This window comes from Actinoplanes sp. CA-142083 (assembly GCF_050942195.1).
Classification (GTDB): domain Bacteria; phylum Actinomycetota; class Actinomycetes; order Mycobacteriales; family Micromonosporaceae; genus Actinoplanes.
In genome coordinates, this window is sequence record NZ_CP192076.1 from 3,288,951 (window position 1) to 3,304,626 (window position 15,676).

Sequence of the window (15,676 nt, forward strand, 5' to 3'; positions counted from 1 at the left end):
TCGATGGGTCACGCGTCTCTTCGGTTGAACATGATCAGTGCTGTGAGCAGGGCAAAGGCGGTAAATGCGGCGAACACGGCGGCCGATGGCCAGCGGGCGAGCATGGTCAGCTCGGTGGCGCTGCCGCCGGACGCCTCGCCCGCGAAAGTCACTAGCTGCATGCCCGCGGTGAACGGCAGAAACCTGGCGTACGGGGCCACCCAGTGGAACGACGGGACGAACTGCAGGCGCAGGATCACCTGCTCGACCAGCATCGGGACGGCCAGGATCACCACCAGCGGGCCGGGCACGCCCCGGAAGAGCTGGCCCAGCGCCACGCCGAGCACCGACCAGAGCAGCGTGAGCAGCACGTACCCGATCAGGATCTGGCCCAGCGGCGGCTCGGACAGGTCGGGGAAACGGTGCCACACCAGGATTCCGGCCACGAGGTTCAGGGCCAGCGAGGCGATCGCGGCCACGACAGCGGTGGCGCCGACGACCAGAACTTTCGCGAAAAGCAGCGGGGTTCGTTGCGGCATCGCGGTGAGCGTCGGCTGGATCGTTCCGTAGCGGTAGTCGTGGCCGGTGGCGAGGATCCCGATCGCGGCGACGAACGCGGCCAGCAACGGGATCGGGAGCGAGGCGCCGCCGGCCGTGGCCACGTCGGCGACGATCTCGGCGCTCAGCGGGAGCGTGCGCGACCCGTACGCGAAAAGCAGCGAAGCCAGAGCACTCAGCGCAAGCCCCGATGCGAACAGCCAGTAACTTGACCGCAGGGTGCGCAGTCGCACGATCTCGTAGCGCAGGGCCTCGCTCATAGCGTGTCGTCTCCCGTGGCGGTCATGAACGCGGCCTCGAGCGAGGCCGTCTCGGTGGTCAGCTCGTGCAGGACGATCCCGGCGCGGAACGCGGCCTCACCGACCTCGGACGCCTCGACACCGGAAACTCGCAGCGCGCCGTCCTCGAATGCGACGTCCTCGCCGTCGAGCGCCGCCGCGAGTTCGGAAAGCCGGGGGCTGCGCACGACGACGGTCGAGCGGGTGAACTCGCGCACGAAACCGTCCACATCGCCGTGGTAGATCATCCGGCCGCGCCCGATCACCACCAGCCGGTCGGCCATCAGCGCCATCTCGGGCAGCAGGTGGCTGGAGACGAAAACCGTGCGTCCCTCGGCGGCCAGGGACTTGAGAATGTCGCGTAACCACAAGATGCCGTGCGGGTCCAGGCCGTTCGCGGGCTCGTCGAGGATCAGCGTGCCGGGATCGCCGAGCATGGCCTGTGCCAGGCCGAGCCGCTGCCCCATGCCGAGCGAGAAACTTTTCGGCTTGTGCCGCGCCACGTCGGCCAGGCCGACCATCTCGAGGACCTCGTCGACCCGGGCGTAGCCGATGCCGCTGCCGGCCGCGAGCATGCGCAGGTGGTTGCGGGCGCTGCGGGTCGGGTGGAAAGCGCGCGCCTCGAGCACCGCGCCGATCTCCCGCATCGGGTGCCGGATCGTGGTGAACCGGCGGCCGTCGAACAGCGTCGCGCCCTCGCCGTGGTCGAGGCCGAGCATCAGCCGCATGGTGGTGGACTTGCCGGCGCCGTTCGGGCCGAGGAACCCGGTCACCGTCCCGGGCGTCACCTCGAACGAGAGGTCGTCGACGGCGGCCCGATCGCCGTACCTCTTCGCCAGTTTCGTTGCCGTAATCATGGAAGTGAACCTAGGTTCGCGTGCGAATGCGGACATCGGTCCGTCGACGGGGGCGAACCCTTACTTTCGACAGGGGCGGGCGCGGCCGGCGGCTTTGTATCGTGAGCCGATGTGGCTGTTCACGCTGGTCGTCGCGGCCGGGCTGGCGCTGGGGAACCTGCTCCCGGTGAGCACCGGGTGGGCGCCGTTCGTGATGGTCGTGCTCGCCTACGCGGCCGGCCGCCGGCTGGCATCGCTGGCGCAGGCGGTCGGAGTCTTCGGCGCCGTCGCGGTCGCCGGGCTGGCGCTGGCCTTCGCGCGGACCGGCGACCCGATCTCGGCGTGGTCGACGATGGCGCTGGTCGAGCTGTTCGCGGCGGTGCTGCCCTGGTGGGCCGGGCGCTACCAGCGGTTGAACGCCGAGCGGCGGGAGCGCGAGCACGAGATCGTGGCCGGGCAGGCGCGGTTGCGCGAGAGGGCCCGGATCGCCCAGGACATGCACGACACCATCGGGCACGAGCTGGCTCTGATCGCGCTGCATTCGGGCGCCCTCGAGGTCGGCGCGGGCCTGAGCGACGCACAGCGCAAGACCGCCGGCGAGCTGCGATCACATGCGGTCCGTGCGACCGAGCGCTTGCATGATCTCGTACGGGTGGTGGGCAGCTCCGACGCGGCGGCCGGTCAGGTGCCGCCCGACGAGAGCATCGAGGACCTGCTGGCGCGGTCGGCGGCGGCCGGGATGCCGGTCCGGCTCGTGCACGAGGGCGCGGCCCCGCAGTGGCCGCCGATGACCCGGCAGGCCGCGCATCGGGTGGTGCGGGAGGCATTGACCAACGCGGCGCGGCACGCTCCGGGCGCCGCGGTGGTCGTGACCATCGCGGAGGACCGGATCGAGGTGACGAACGAGGAGAGCGTTGCGCCGCGCGGCCGCCCTGGCGGTGGGCAGGGGCTGATCGGGCTGGACGAGCGGGTCCGGCTGGTGGGCGGGCAACTGGCGGCCGGGTCGCGGCCGGGCGGCGGCTGGCTCGTGAGTGCCACGCTGCCGGCCGGTTCCGCGCCAGTACCGCCAGTCTCCTTCGACGTGGCAGTCAGCCGGCGGATCACCCGGCGCCGGCTGCTCCAGACCGCGGCGCTGCCGGTCGGCGTGGTGCTCGCGCTCTTCGCGGCCTTGGTCGCCGGGCAGGTGGCGACGGTCCGGCGCACCGGGCTCGCCGACGGGCGATACGCCGCGCTGCGGGTCGGGCAGCCGCAGGCTCAGGTGGAGCCGCTGCTGCCGCCAGAGACCACGCAGCGCTTCCGGTTGATCGCCGAGCCGGCGCCACCGGCGGGATCGACGTGCCGCTACTACCACGCCGGGGCGGCGCTGACCGACCTCGAGGCCCAGGTCTACCGGTTGTGCTTCGCCGCCGGCGTCCTGGTCAGCAAGGATCGGCTGGAGAGGGCGTGACGTGCCGGTTCGAGTCTTGATTGCCGATGACGAGGCGATGGTCCGGGGCGGGGTGCGGGCGATTCTGGGCTCCGATGACGGCATCGAGGTGGTCGCGGAGGCGGCGGACGGGCATGCGGCCGTGGAGGCGGTGCGGGCGCATCGGCCCGATGTCGTGCTGCTGGACATCCGGATGCCGGGGCTGGACGGGCTACAGGCGGCCGAGGAGATCGGCGCGGTGGCGCCGGGCACCGCCGTGGTCATCCTGACCACCTTCGGCGATGACGAGTACATCGGGCGGGCGCTCGCGGGCGGGGCGGCCGGGTTCCTGCTCAAGGCGTCCGACCCACGGGAGCTGATCGGCGCCGTGCACGCGGTCGCCGGCGGGGCGGCGTTCCTGTCGCCGATGATCGCGCGGCGGGTGATCGACGGCTACAGCGACGTGGGCCGGGCCGGCGCGGCACGGGCCCGCAAGCGGATCGGCGCGCTGACCGACCGCGAGCGGGAAGTGCTGGCGCTGATCGGCGCCGGGGACTCCAACGCCGAGATCGGCAAGACGCTGCACCTGGTCGAGGGGACCGTCAAGGCGCACGTCAGCTCCATCCTGATCAAGCTGGACGTGCGCAACCGGGTGCAGGCCGCGATCGTCGCCCACCAGGCCGGGTTGGTCTGACCGCGACGAACTCCTTCCCGAAGGGGCACCTCTCGTTGACTCTTGACGGATTTCGATGTTTGGATCTGTGCAGGAGGTGTGCGGTGATGTTTGCACGAGTGGGAATGGTTGCTGCCCTCGTCGCGACGTTAATGGGCGTTCCCCTGCGCGAGGCGCCTTTGCTCGACCACGCGGCGCTGCTCGGGGACACGCCGGACAAGGCGTGGTACGAGGCGAACATCCCGTTCGTGGACGTGCCGGACGCGGCGATCCGCGACACCTACTACTACCGGTGGCGCACCTTCAAGGAGGCGCTCAAGTACACCGGTCCCACCGACGGCTGGATCGTCTCGGAGTTCCTCGGGCCGGTCGGTTACTCGGCGCCGTTCGGCGGGATCGACGCGGCGGCCGGGCATCACATCTACGAGGGCCGGTGGCTGCGCGACCAGCGCTACCTCGACGACTACCTCGACTACTGGCTGACCGGATCGGGGTCGGGGGCGAAGCCGGCCACCGAGGATCTCAACAAGAACACCACCGACTGGGCGCACCAGTATTCGTTCTGGGCCGTGGACGCGGCGGTGGCCCGGGCCTCGGTCAGCGGGGACTGGAAGTTTCTCACCGATCGCTTGCCGGCGCTGCGCAAACAGTACGAGGGGTGGAAGGCCACCAACTTCGACAGCGCGAAAGGCCTGTACTGGCAGACGCCGGTGTGGGATGCGATGGAGTTCACCGCGAGCTCGTATCAGGGCTCCGACCCCTATCACGGCGGCGACGGCTATCGGCCGACGATCAATGCTTATCAGTACGGCGACGCGAAAGCGCTGGCCGCGGTCGCCCGCAAGGCCGGATTGACTTCCGTGGCGGCGCAGTACGACGCCGAGGCCGCCCGGCTGCGCTCCGCCACGGAGAAGGCGCTCTGGAACGGCGACTTCTACAAGCACGTGATGCTCGACGGTCGCGTCATCGCCGACCGGGAGGAGATCGGCTTCGTCCCGTGGTACTTCCACATGCCGCCGGCCGCCGATGCGGTCGCCTGGGCGCAGCTGACCGACCCGCAGGGATTCGCGGCCACCTTCGGCCCGACGACCACCGAGCGGCGCAGCCCCTGGTTCATGCACGACGCGCTGACTGGTTGCTGCCGCTGGGATGGGCCGTCCTGGCCGTTCGCGACGAGCCAAACGCTGACGGCGCTGGCGAATCAGCTGCTCGACTACCCGGCGCAGTCCTATGTGAGCGTCAACGACTACATCAAGATCCTTCACGGGTACGCCTTGACGCAGCGCAAGAACGGCCGGCCGTACGTCGCCGAGGCGCACCACCCCGACGAGGATCGCTGGATCTACGACGGCGCCGGGCACAGCGAGGACTACAACCACTCGACGTTCACGGATCTGGTGTTGTCGGGGTTACTCGGGATTCGCCCTCAAGCCGGAGACTCGATCCGCATCGCGCCGCTCGTGCCGGCCGACTGGTCGCGTTTCGCGGTGGAGAATCTCGCGTATCACGGCCATGACCTCACGATTCTCTGGGATCGCGACGGCAGCGCGTACGGGAAGGGCAGTGGTTTTCAGGTTTTGATCGACGGCGTCGTGAAACTGCGTCGCGCGACGCTGGGCGATGTGACGGTCCCGGTGTCTCTGGTTGACCGCGCTTCGCAGCCCGAGCTCGTCGACGACGCGGCGAACGTGACCGAGACCGGCTATCCGCTGGCGACGGCCTCCTACACCTGGCACGGCGACACCCCGGCGAACGCGATCGACGGCCAGGACTTCCACCTGGACGTGCCGTCGACGCGCTGGACGAGCTACGGCTCGCCGAATCGCAGCGACTGGCTGGCGGTCGACTTCGGGGCGGCCACTGTGGTCTCGGATGTGAAGATCGATTTCTACGACGACGGCGGCGGCGTACGGGTGCCGGACTCGTATGCGCTGCAGTACCAGGACGCCTCGGGCGCCTGGCTCGAGGTGACCGGCCAAACGCGCGACCCGGTCACGCCGGTGGCCCGCGCCCTCAATCGGATTCGGATCTCGCCACCGCTTACGACCGATCGGCTGCGGGTCGTGATGTCGCGGGCTGACGGAGGAGCGGTCGGGATCACCGCGCTGCAGTCGTGGCGGCAGCCGGATCCGCGGGTGACGGCCGGCTTCACGACGCCGAGCCTCGCCGTCGACGCCGGCAAGACGGTCGCCGTGCAGGCTCGCATCACCGGACCCGTCACGAGGACGAGCCTTCAGGTGCCGCGCGGCTGGACGGCCCGCCAGCTCGGCGCCTCCACGTGGCAGGTTTCGGTCCCGGCCGGCGCGGACCCCACGGCTGGGCTGCCGATCCGGCTGCTGGCCTGGTCGGCCGGCGGGGTGACGAGCGCGCTGCTGCCCACCCGCTACCAGTTCGACCCGGCGAATTACCCGACGGTGACGTGGGACGACGACTTCTCGGCCGACCGGCTGGCGTCGTACCGGATCGACCACCCCGCGGCCGAGCCGTCGCCCCGCCTCGCGGTCGCCGATGGCCTGCTCACCGCGTCCGCCGACGCCCGAGCCTTCGCCGTGCTGGCCGCCCCCGCCGCGGGCGAGGCGGTGATCGTCGAGCCGGCCCGCTTCTCCGGCGCGTCGCCCGAGGACAGCCTGTTCCTGGGCTTCTCCGCCGGCGACCGGGACAACGCCCTGGCCTGGTACAACAACCACTTCGGTTCGTCGGGCGTGGACGTGCAGGCTGGCGGCGTCTCCCAGCCGTCGTCGACCGGCGGCTGCTGCGCCGCGTTCCGCTGGTCGCCGGATGATCGATTCGCGGTGCTGTCTCAGTGGGGCAAGCTGATGACCTGGGCCGAACACGACGGGAAGTGGGCGCTCATTCACACCGCGCCGGTGAGTCCGCAGGGGTCGCCGGCCTTCGGCCTCCGGCTGGACGGCGGCACGATCGCCCTCGACCGGGTCACCCTCCGGAGCCGGTGAACGCGTCCCGGAAGCGTTGAAGAGCGAGCTCGGAGTCGCCGGACGCCCAGGCTTCGAGTGCGACGACGCCGTCGTAGTTCAGGCGGCGGAGGGCACGGGCGATCGCGGGGTAGTGGATCTCGCCGGTGCCCGGCTCCTGACGGGTGGGCACGTCGGCGACCTGGATCTCGCCGATCAGCGGCAGCGCCCTCTCGACCAGGCGGATCAGGTCTCCCTCGCCGATCTGGGCGTGGTAGAGGTCGAGGTTGAGCCGCAGGTGCGGGCTGCCGACCGCCTCGACCAGCGCGATGGTGTCCGCCGCCCGCCAGAACGGCGTGCCGGGGTGGTCGACGAGGTTGAGGTTCTCCAGGGTGAAGACGCGGCCGGCGCGCTCGCCCAGTTCGGCCAGGTAGCCGGTCATCGAGGAGATGGTGGCGCCGGTCTTGGCGAGGGCGTCGAGGTCCTTGGTGTGCCAGTTCCAGATCTCGACCTCGAAGCCGTCCGCGGCGATGCGGCTGACGCGCTCGGCGAACGGCAGATCGAGGAAGAGCATCTCGGCGCAGGCGGCGAGCCTCATTTCGCCACCGCCGCCGGCCTGCCGGTGCTCGCCGATTCGGCGGCGGCCAGGGCGATGGCCAGCGCGGCCCGGCCGTCCTCGCCGGTCACGGCGGGCGGGACGCCGGTGCGGATCGACTCGGCGAAGGCGGCCAGTTCGGCGGCGTAGGCCATGCCGAACAGCTCCTGGTCGCTGCGGGAAGTCTCCACGGTGCGGCCGTCCGCGCCCGAGAAGGTCATGCCGGTGCGGCGGCCGTCGCCCATGGTGGCCATCCCCGCGGCGCCGAGCACTTCACCGCGTACGTCATAGCCGTAGCTCGCCTCGAAGCAGGCCTCCGCGATGCCGATCGCGCCGTTGTCGAAGCGGACGGTGACGACGGCCGTGTCGAGCAGGCCGCGGTCGCGCCAAGCGGGTTCCACCAGGGCGTCCGCCGTGGCGTAGACCTCGACGGCGGACGCAGCGGGGTTGAGGAAGCGCAGCGTGTCGAAGTCGTGGATCAGGGTCTCCAGGAAGATCGTGCCGGGGGCCACGCGGGACGGGTCGAAGCCGCCCGGGTCGCGGGTCAGCGAGCGCAGCAGCCGCGGGGTGCCGACGCTTCCCGCGTCGATCAGGGCGCGGGCGGCGGCCCAGTCGGGGGCGAAGCGGCGGTTGAAGCCGATCTGCAGGTGCACGCCGGCGGTGCGGCAGGCGTCGATGGCGCGGTCGGCGTCGGTCAGGGTCAGGGCCATCGGCTTCTCGCAGAAGACGTGCTTTCCGGCCGCGGCGGCGGCGACGATCAGCTCGGTGTGGAAGCGGGCGGGCGCGGCGATGACCACGGCGTCGATCTCGGAGTCGGCCCAGACCTGGGCCGGGTCGGTGTAGACCCGGGAGGCGCCCAGGTCGCCGGCGCCGGGGGCGGGGTCCGCGACCGCTACGAGGCTGGCGCCCGGCAGGCGTTGGCTCAGGGTGCGGCCGTGGAAGGAACCCATCCGGCCCGAGCCGATCAGCGCGAATCTACTGGAACGTTCCATACGAACGAGGCTGCGTTCTGGTGCCGGCGGCGTCAAGGTGAGGACTGGAACGTTCCAGTATTTGTCACTACGCTTATTCCCGTGCGAGAGGAACGCAGGCCGACGCTGTCCGATGTGGCCGCCCGGGCAGGGGTCTCCAAGTCGCTGGTGTCGCTGGTCATGCGCGACGAGCCCGGTGCGGGCGCCGAGACCCGCCGCCGTGTGCTCGAGGCGGCCGACGAGTTGGGCTACCACCCCGACAGCCGCGCGCGGCTGCTGCGCAGCGGTCGCACCAAGCTGCTCGGCGTCGTCTTCGGCATTCAGCACGCCTTCCACGCCGACCTGGTGACCGACCTGTACAAGGCCGCCCGCGAGACCGGCTACGAGCTGGCGCTGAGCGCCGTCACCCCCGATCGCGACGAGCGGGAGGCGGTCACCGGCCTGCTGCAGGACCGCTGCGAGGCGCTGATCCTGCTCGCGCCGCAGTCCACGGCCGCCGCCCTGGGACGGCTCGCCGAGCGGATGCCGGTGGTCGTCCTGGCCCGTGACGTACGGGCGTCCGGGGCCGACGTCATCCGCAACAACGACGCCGGCGGCCTCCACCTGGCGGTCGACCACCTGGCCGGTCTCGGCCATCGCCGGATCGCCCACATCGACGGCGGCCGTGCCGCCGGCGCCGCCGAGCGCCGCCGCGGATACCGGGCCGCGATGAGCCGCCACGGCCTGTCCGACGAGGAGCGCTTCATCCGCGGCGGCCTGACCGAGGAGGACGGCGCGGCGGCGGCCCGGCAGCTCCTCGACGACCCGCCGACCGCCGTCACCGTCTTCAACGACCGCTGCGCGACCGGCGTCCTCGACGTGCTGACCCGGGCGCGGGTCGCGGTCCCGGGCGACCTGAGCGTCGTCGGATACGACGACAGCTATCTGGCCCGCCTCGCCCACATCGACCTGACCACGGTCGCCCAGGACACCGCCACCCTGACCAGGCTGGCCGTGGCTCGCGCGATCGACCGGGTCGAGGACAACCCGGTCGATCACCGCGAGATCGTCGTCCCCCCGCGTCTCGTCGTCCGCGGCACGACCGGCCCTATTCGCTGACCCGGGGCGCCGGCGTGTCCAGGGCGGCGTGCGGCGGGTGGATCTTCTGCCGGCGCGAGCGGTGGTTGCCGATCGTGACCGCGGCGAGGCCGCCGGCCAGCACGCACAGGATCGCGCAGATCATCGAGGCGGTGTGGAAGCCGCTGGAGAACTTCGCGGGCTCCAGATAGGCGTCCCCGGTGAGCCCCGCGGCGGCCGGTAGCACCGCGACCGCGATCAGCGCCGCGGCGCGGGCCACGTCGTTGTTGACCGCCGAGGCCACACCCGCGTGCTCGGAAGGAACCGCGCCCAGCACCGTCGAGGTCAGCGGCGCCACGGTCGTGGCCAGGCCGAGGCCGAGCACGGTGACGGCCGGGAAGACCTGGGTGAGGTAGTCGCCGCTCTCGTCGATCCGGGTGAACAGGGCCAGGCCGAGGCCGACCAGGATCGGCCCGAGGCTCATCTGCAGGCGCGGGCCGATCCGGGCCGCGAGGGCACCGGAGCGGGACGAGAGCAGCAGCATCAGCACGGTCACCGGCAGCAGCGTGAGCCCGGCCTGGATCGGCGAGTAGCCGGAGACCTGCTGCAGCGCGATCGGCAGCAGGAACAGCGCGCCGCCGAGCGCGGCGTAGACCGCGAAGGTCACCACGTTGGCGGCGGTGAACCGGGTGGACGCGAACAGGTGCAGCGGCAGGATCGGCTGTCGCGCGCGGCGTTCCCAGGCGACGAACGCGACCAGCAGCGCGGCGCCGGCGATGATCGCGACCCAGCCGTCACCGCCCTGGATCAGGCCGTACGTGAGCCCGACCAGCCCCAGCGTGACCAGCACGCCGCCGGTCAGGTCGACGCGGCCGGTGGCGTTCGGGTCGCGCGACTCGGGCACGTAGCGGCGGGCGATGATGCCGACGGCCAGCGCGATCGGGATGTTGACGAGAAAGATGAACCGCCAGGACGCGGACTGCACGAGCCAGCCGCCGAGGAACGGCCCGAGCGCGCCGGCCACGCCGCTCAGCCCCGACCACGCGCCGATCGCCTTGGCCCGCTCGCCCGGGGCGAACGACGCCTCCAGGATCGCGAGGCTGCCCGGCGTGAGCAGGGCCGCGCCGACACCTTGCAGCGCGCGGCAGGCGATCAGCGTCTCCGAGGTCGGCGCGATGCTGCTCAGCACCGAGGCGACCGCGAACCAGTACACGCCGATCGTGAAGATCCGGCGGCGGCCGTAGCGGTCGCCGAGCGCGCCGGCCACCAGCAGCAGACCGGCCAGCGTCAGCGTGTAGGCGGTGAACACCCACTGCAGCGGCGCCAGGTCGGTCTGGAAGTCGCGGCCGATCGCGGGCAGGGCGATCCCGACGGCGTTGGCGTCGACCTGGGTGATCACCGAGCCGCCGATGCACGCCGCGAGGACCCACCGGCCCACGGCGCTGCGGCTGGTCAGACCCTCTTCCACGGCGACCGTCGCGGTCATCGGGCCACCTCGCGGATCGCGTCGGCGAACGCCTCCGGCGCCTCCTGCGGAAGGTTGTGGCCCGCGTCGTGAACCTGGCGGTGCACGCGGCGGCCGAAGAAATGGGCCGCACCCGCGCTGCCGTCGGTCGCCGGGAAGTTGCCGTCGGCGGTGCCGTCGAGGGTCACGGTGGGCACGCCGATCGGCGGCAACTGCGCGAGCGCGGCTTCCGCCGCTGCATATTCTTGCGCTCCGAGGGCACGGCCGAGCCGATGACGGTACGAGTGGATGACGACGTCCACGTAGTCCGGGTTGTCGAACGCGGCCGCCGCCCGGTCGAGCTCGGCGTCCCCGAAGGTCCACTTGGGGGAGTTCCGCCGCCAGATCACCTTGGCGATCTCGCGCCGGTTGGCCGTCAGCCCGGCCCGGCCGCGCTCGGTGAGGAAGTAGAAGAAGTACCAGAATCCGGCCTCGAGCTCGGCCGGCAGCGGGTTCGACGAGGCGGCGATGTCCTGGATCAGGTAGCCGTTGACGGAAACGAGCCCCGCGACACGTGACGGGTGCAGGGCCGCGGCGACGCAGGCGGCCCGGCCACCCCAGTCGTAGCCGGCGAGGATCGCGCTCGGGATCCGCAGGGCGTCGAGCAGGGCGATGACGTCGGCGCCGAGCGCGGCCTGCTGCCCCGAGCGCGGCGTGGCCGGGCTGAGGAAGCGGGTCGGGCCGTGCCCGCGCAGGTAGGGCACGATCACCCGGAAGCCGCCGTTCGCGAGCAGCGGGGCCACCTCGGCGTAGCTGTGGATGTCGTAGGGGAAACCGTGCAGGAGGACCACCGGCCGCCCGTCGGCGGGGCCCGCCTCGTGGTAGGCCACCTCGAGCAGGTCCGTGGTGACGCGCCGAATCGGAAGGTTGGTCATGCCCCTTTCGACCGGACGGCGGCCGGATCTGTGACAGCGACCCGGGACATACTGTCGCGGTGAGTAGTGAATCTTCCTCGTCCGAGCGCCTGGTCTTCTTCACCGACGCCGTGGCGGCCATCGCGATCACCCTGCTCATCCTGCCGCTCATGGAAAGCGTCTCGGAGGCCGCCGGCGAAGAGAGCTTCGGCGAGTTCGTGCACCACCACGTCGGCCAGTTCGGGGCGTTCGCGCTGAGCTTCGCGGTGATCTTCCGGCTCTGGTGGGCGCACCACAACCTCTTCCGGCACGTACAGCTGCTGCGGACATGGGTCGTGCGGTGGAGCCTGCTCTGGACGTTCGCCATCGTGCTTCTGCCGATCCCGACGGCGCTCATCACCGCGTACCGGCCGACCGCAGGCACCGTCGCGCTCTACGGCGGCGCGTTGTGCCTGGCCAGCGGGTCGCTGCTGATGCTCGGCTGGTACGCCCACCGGCATCCGGAGCTCAGCGAGGACCGGACGCCGGTGACCCGCGAGCAGGTGCTCGGCTCGGCGGTGGCGTTCGGCACCGAGCTGGTCGCCACCGTCATCGGCTCGGTCTTCGCCGAGACGATCAACTTCTGGGCCTTTCTGCTGATGTTCCTGGCTGGCCCGATCCAGGGCGCCGTCAAGTCGCGCTGGCGTCGCGCCGACCACTGAGCGCCCATTCCGGGCCGCGGATCGCCGCCACGACGACGCCGCGAAGGTAGGAGGAACCGACCCGCTCTTCGACGGCCGCGCTGTCGGCGTCGGACAGCAGGTCGCTGTAGCGGATCATCAGGTAACGGCGGCGGACGCGCCCGATCCGCCGGTCCCGCAGCAGCCGCCCGAACGACTCGCCCGCGCCGTAGCCGTCGATCAGGTCGAGCGTGTCGATCGCGGCGACCCTGTCGGCCGGCTCCGCGGTGGTGTCGGCGATCGAGGTCAGCAGCGCGATGGCCGCCGCCTTCGGCAGCATGCGCGCGGCCGCGGCCCGTACCCGGTCCGGCGCCGCCCCGGCGGCCGTCAGCTCCGCGACAGCGGCGATCAATTCGTCCGGCAGGAGTCCGGAATCGGCCCGGAAACTGGCCAGCCGGTCGATCGCGTCGGCCCGCAACCGGGCCGGCGCGGTCGCCTCGACGGCGAGGTCGTACAGCGGATCGGCTGTGCCCGCCGCGCTCAGTGCGACGGTGGCCGCGCGCAACCGCAGGCTGGCGCGGGACCCGGGCGCGGCCAGCTCGGCCAGCAGTCGGCGACCGGCGACCCGGTCGACGAGGGTGAGCCCCCGGGCGGCCCGCATTCTCGTACGCTGCCGTCGCCGGCGCTGGATGGCGGTGCGCCGCAGCAGTTCCGGGCCGAGGGGATCGGCCAGCGCGGACAGCGCGACCGCGGCCTCGATGGTCCCGCGCTGTGCCAGGCGGCGGAGGATGTGTCGCGACCACTCGTCGCCGAGGCGCGCCAGCAGGTAGGCCGGCTCGACCTGCCGGTACGAGCGGATCTGTCGGGTGCCGAGCCATTGACGGAGCCGGGGGACGGCCGTGGTGTCGCCGGCCTCGACCAGATCGGCGAGCACGATCGCCTCGATGCCGGGATGCATCGGGACGTCGACGAGCCGGCGCAGCTGCTCGGGTTCGCCGAGGGCCGCGAGCCGCCGCGCCGCCGCGACCCGCAGAAGGATCGGGCCGGGGTGCTTGACGAGCCACATCAGGGGCTCCCGGTCACCGAGCTCCGCGCAGCGGGCCGCCGCGCCGAAGGCCATCGGCAGGTCCGGGCGGCGGTCGACCACCGCGCGCAGCGCGTCGCCGGCCGTCGGGTCATCGCGCCGGAACAGCTGGATCGCGGCCGCGTACGTCCACGCCGGCGTCCCGGCGGATCCGGCGCCGAGCTCCCGGAGCAGGCCCGGCTCGCCGATGTCGGCCAACGCGACCGCCAGCTGGACGCGGTGGTAGGGGTCGAGATCGGCGGCCTCGGCCATCGCGCGCAGGGGAGCGAGGTCGCCGGCGGCGGCGAGCTGCTGGGCGGCCGCCACCCGATCGGCTTCGGTGGCACGGGCGTCGGCCAGGCGCTGGGTGAGCGCCTGCCGGGCCAGCGGACCCAGCGGCCGGTTGACCGGCTCGGCGTCGGCGGCCAGTGGCACCCGCAGATTCGGATCGACCCGGCCGCCCCGCTCGTGCAGCGTGTCCGCGATCCAGGACCGCACCACCTCGTCCGCGTGCTCGGCGGCCGCGCGTAGCAGCTCGTGCCCGGTCGCCACGTCCACGTCGGCGATCCGGTCGGCCACCAGCGCCCGGGTCCACGACGACGCGTCCGGATCCCGCGCGACGGCGGCCATCCGCTCGATGACGTCGCCGTCGAGGCTCAGCTCGCCGAGGACGCGCAACGCCTCCGGGGCGGCCTCGCCCTCGTTGGCGACCTCGCGCAGCAGCCGCCCTACCACGCGCTCCCGCGTCGAGGGATGCACCGGGATCCCGTCGGCGAGCAGGTCGCCGGCGGCGAGCGCGTCGGACAGGCCGGCGACCAGCGCGTCCGAGTCGGGCCGGCGGGCGGCCGCGAACGCCGCGAGACTGCGCGTGGCGGGCTCGGCCACCCACTTCGTCCAGGTCGCCTCGTCGAAGGAAGCGGCGAAGTACTCCGCGAAGCTCTGGTGCGCGAACACCACCCGGTTCCGCCGCATCGTGCATACGCCGGTGACGAGCAGCAGTTCCCGTACGAGTCGGTCGCTTGACGGCCCGAGGCCGTGCGGCGCGTGAGCGTCGATCCACGATGCCGCGACCTCGGTCAGCGACGCGTCGGGATCGGCCAGCCAGGCCGCGCCGCACGCGTGCAGCAGCCCGCCCACGTGCTGGCGGATGTCGGAGCAGAGCCACGCGGCGACCGCCGCCCCCGAAGGCCCGCGCGAGATCAGCTCCGGTTCGACCGCCTCGCGGAAGCGGTCCAGCGACCGCCGCCCGTCGAGCAGGTGGTCGACGAACCGGTCGTAGAGGGCGGCCCGGCTCGACGGTAGCGTCCGGTCATCCGCCGACTCGTACACCAGCGCCGCGATGGTGGCCAGCAGCGGCACCCGGGCGACCGGCCCGAGCCGGGCGCCCGCCACCCGCGCCAGGAAACGCCCGGCGGTCCGGTCGGCGCGCGGCCGGTCGTCGGGGAAGCGGGCCGCGAACCAGCGATGCGCGAACTCGTCGAGCTCCCGCCGGTCGAAGGGGCGCAGGTCGTACACGCCGACCTCGGGCCCGTGCAACTCGGCCAGCTCGGCCGCGGCGAGCGGGCGGCAGGTGACGACCATCCGGTACGGCCCGGGGTCGGCGAGCAGCCCGCGGATGCGCCACAGCACCTCGGACCGGCTCTCCGGCGCGACCACCTCGTCGAGTCCGTCGATCAGCACCCGCCAGACCCCGCCCGGCGGCGCCTTCTCGAAGAGGGTGGGCGGCACCTCGACGGCGAGGTCGCGTCCCGCCGCCCGGGCGAGTGCTTCCGGCAGCCGCCGCCCGACCAGATCGGAGGCGGGCAGGATCACCGCGATCTCGCCGCGCCCGCGCCGCCCCCGCGCCCGCCCGGCGAGGTCACCGGCGACCGTCGCCAGGAAGGTGGACTTTCCCGCGCCGGCGTCGCCGAGCAGCACGGCGTGCCGGTGCGCGGCGAGGATCCGGCCGGCCTCGATCGTGCGGGGCGTGTCCCCTTCGAGGGTCGCGCGCGATCGCACGTACAGGTCGGTCAATGCCGGCACATGCTCCCCGAAGAACCGGTACCGGTGCTGCCGCGCGTCGGCAACCTGCGCGGCGAGCAGCGCCGTCACCCCGGAGTCGGCCGGCCGCCGGAAGAGCTTGCGCCGGGCGAACCAGAGCGCGGCCAGCGCCGCCGCCCCACCCACAATGGACGCGACCTTGTCGCCGGTGTCCAGGAAAGAACCGAGCGAGGCCATCGCCGCGATCCTAGCGAGAGCTTTCTGCTGATAGCAGATGAGCACGCCCGGATGAATCGATGTAAGACGGCGGTCGGCAGCACAGTGGACATCTAAAATGCGTGGATGCCTCCCGA

The 15,676-nt window shown here is 72.3% G+C and carries 12 protein-coding genes; 5 read left to right on the forward strand and 7 right to left on the reverse strand.

Going from position 1 to position 15,676, the window contains the following annotated elements; genetic code table 11:
* Nucleotides 1–8: 8 nt before the first annotated feature.
* The gene (locus ACQPZX_RS15115) at nucleotides 9–797 is read right to left on the reverse strand and encodes a hypothetical protein (RefSeq protein WP_433380320.1); all 789 of its coding nucleotides are present in this window, start codon (nucleotides 795–797) and stop codon (nucleotides 9–11) included.
* Nucleotides 794–1,672 carry an ATP-binding cassette domain-containing protein gene (locus ACQPZX_RS15120; protein WP_433380323.1) on the reverse strand — a complete coding sequence of 293 codons (879 nt, stop codon included), beginning with the start codon at nucleotides 1,670–1,672 and terminating at the stop codon, nucleotides 794–796. Before ACQPZX_RS15120 ends, ACQPZX_RS15115 begins: the two co-directional genes overlap by 4 nt.
* A 109-nt stretch (nucleotides 1,673–1,781) precedes the next feature.
* Here ACQPZX_RS15120 and ACQPZX_RS15125 point away from each other — a divergent pair, with 109 nt between their 5' ends.
* From ACQPZX_RS15125 to ACQPZX_RS15135, 3 genes are all read left to right on the forward strand, one after another.
* Nucleotides 1,782–3,098, forward strand: coding sequence for a sensor histidine kinase (locus tag ACQPZX_RS15125; RefSeq protein WP_433380326.1), 1,317 nt, complete (start codon nucleotides 1,782–1,784; stop codon nucleotides 3,096–3,098).
* Nucleotide 3,099: 1 nt separating this feature from the next.
* Nucleotides 3,100–3,750, forward strand: coding sequence for a response regulator transcription factor (locus ACQPZX_RS15130; protein WP_433380329.1), 651 nt, complete (start codon nucleotides 3,100–3,102; stop codon nucleotides 3,748–3,750).
* A 104-nt stretch (nucleotides 3,751–3,854) separates the two neighbouring features.
* Nucleotides 3,855–6,683, forward strand: a complete 2,829-nt coding sequence (locus tag ACQPZX_RS15135) for an MGH1-like glycoside hydrolase domain-containing protein (protein ID WP_433385254.1) — start codon at nucleotides 3,855–3,857, stop codon at nucleotides 6,681–6,683.
* Here ACQPZX_RS15135 and ACQPZX_RS15140 read toward each other — a convergent pair.
* Together ACQPZX_RS15140 and ACQPZX_RS15145 are read right to left on the reverse strand one after the other, a co-directional pair.
* On the reverse strand, nucleotides 6,664–7,239 hold the full coding sequence (locus ACQPZX_RS15140) for a TIM barrel protein (RefSeq protein WP_433380332.1): 576 nt from the start codon (nucleotides 7,237–7,239) through the stop codon (nucleotides 6,664–6,666). The genes ACQPZX_RS15135 and ACQPZX_RS15140 overlap by 20 nt on opposite strands.
* The gene (locus ACQPZX_RS15145; RefSeq protein ID WP_433380335.1) at nucleotides 7,236–8,228 is read right to left on the reverse strand and encodes a Gfo/Idh/MocA family oxidoreductase; all 993 of its coding nucleotides are present in this window, start codon (nucleotides 8,226–8,228) and stop codon (nucleotides 7,236–7,238) included. The genes ACQPZX_RS15140 and ACQPZX_RS15145 overlap by 4 nt, the downstream gene beginning before the upstream one ends.
* A gap of 81 nt (nucleotides 8,229–8,309) precedes the next feature.
* Between ACQPZX_RS15145 and ACQPZX_RS15150 the strand changes: the two genes are divergently transcribed.
* Nucleotides 8,310–9,305: a LacI family DNA-binding transcriptional regulator gene (locus ACQPZX_RS15150; RefSeq protein ID WP_433380338.1), complete on the forward strand. Its 996-nt coding sequence runs from the start codon at nucleotides 8,310–8,312 to the stop codon at nucleotides 9,303–9,305.
* On the opposite strand, the gene ACQPZX_RS15155 is transcribed toward ACQPZX_RS15150, so the two are convergent.
* Nucleotides 9,295–10,749: an MFS transporter gene (locus ACQPZX_RS15155; protein ID WP_433380341.1), complete on the reverse strand. Its 1,455-nt coding sequence runs from the start codon at nucleotides 10,747–10,749 to the stop codon at nucleotides 9,295–9,297. The two genes, ACQPZX_RS15150 and ACQPZX_RS15155, sit on opposite strands and share 11 nt — an antisense overlap.
* Nucleotides 10,746–11,642, reverse strand: a complete 897-nt coding sequence (locus ACQPZX_RS15160; protein ID WP_433380344.1) for an alpha/beta fold hydrolase — start codon at nucleotides 11,640–11,642, stop codon at nucleotides 10,746–10,748. Before ACQPZX_RS15160 ends, ACQPZX_RS15155 begins: the two co-directional genes overlap by 4 nt.
* A 59-nt stretch (nucleotides 11,643–11,701) precedes the next feature.
* Here ACQPZX_RS15160 and ACQPZX_RS15165 point away from each other — a divergent pair, with 59 nt between their 5' ends.
* The gene (locus ACQPZX_RS15165) at nucleotides 11,702–12,322 is read left to right on the forward strand and encodes a TMEM175 family protein (protein ID WP_433380347.1); all 621 of its coding nucleotides are present in this window, start codon (nucleotides 11,702–11,704) and stop codon (nucleotides 12,320–12,322) included.
* Here the strand turns inward: ACQPZX_RS15165 and ACQPZX_RS15170 are convergent.
* Entirely contained in the window at nucleotides 12,291–15,560 is a 3,270-nt protein-coding gene (locus ACQPZX_RS15170) for an NACHT domain-containing protein (protein WP_433380350.1), read from the reverse strand. The genes ACQPZX_RS15165 and ACQPZX_RS15170 overlap by 32 nt on opposite strands.
* Nucleotides 15,561–15,676: the final 116 nt, after the last annotated feature.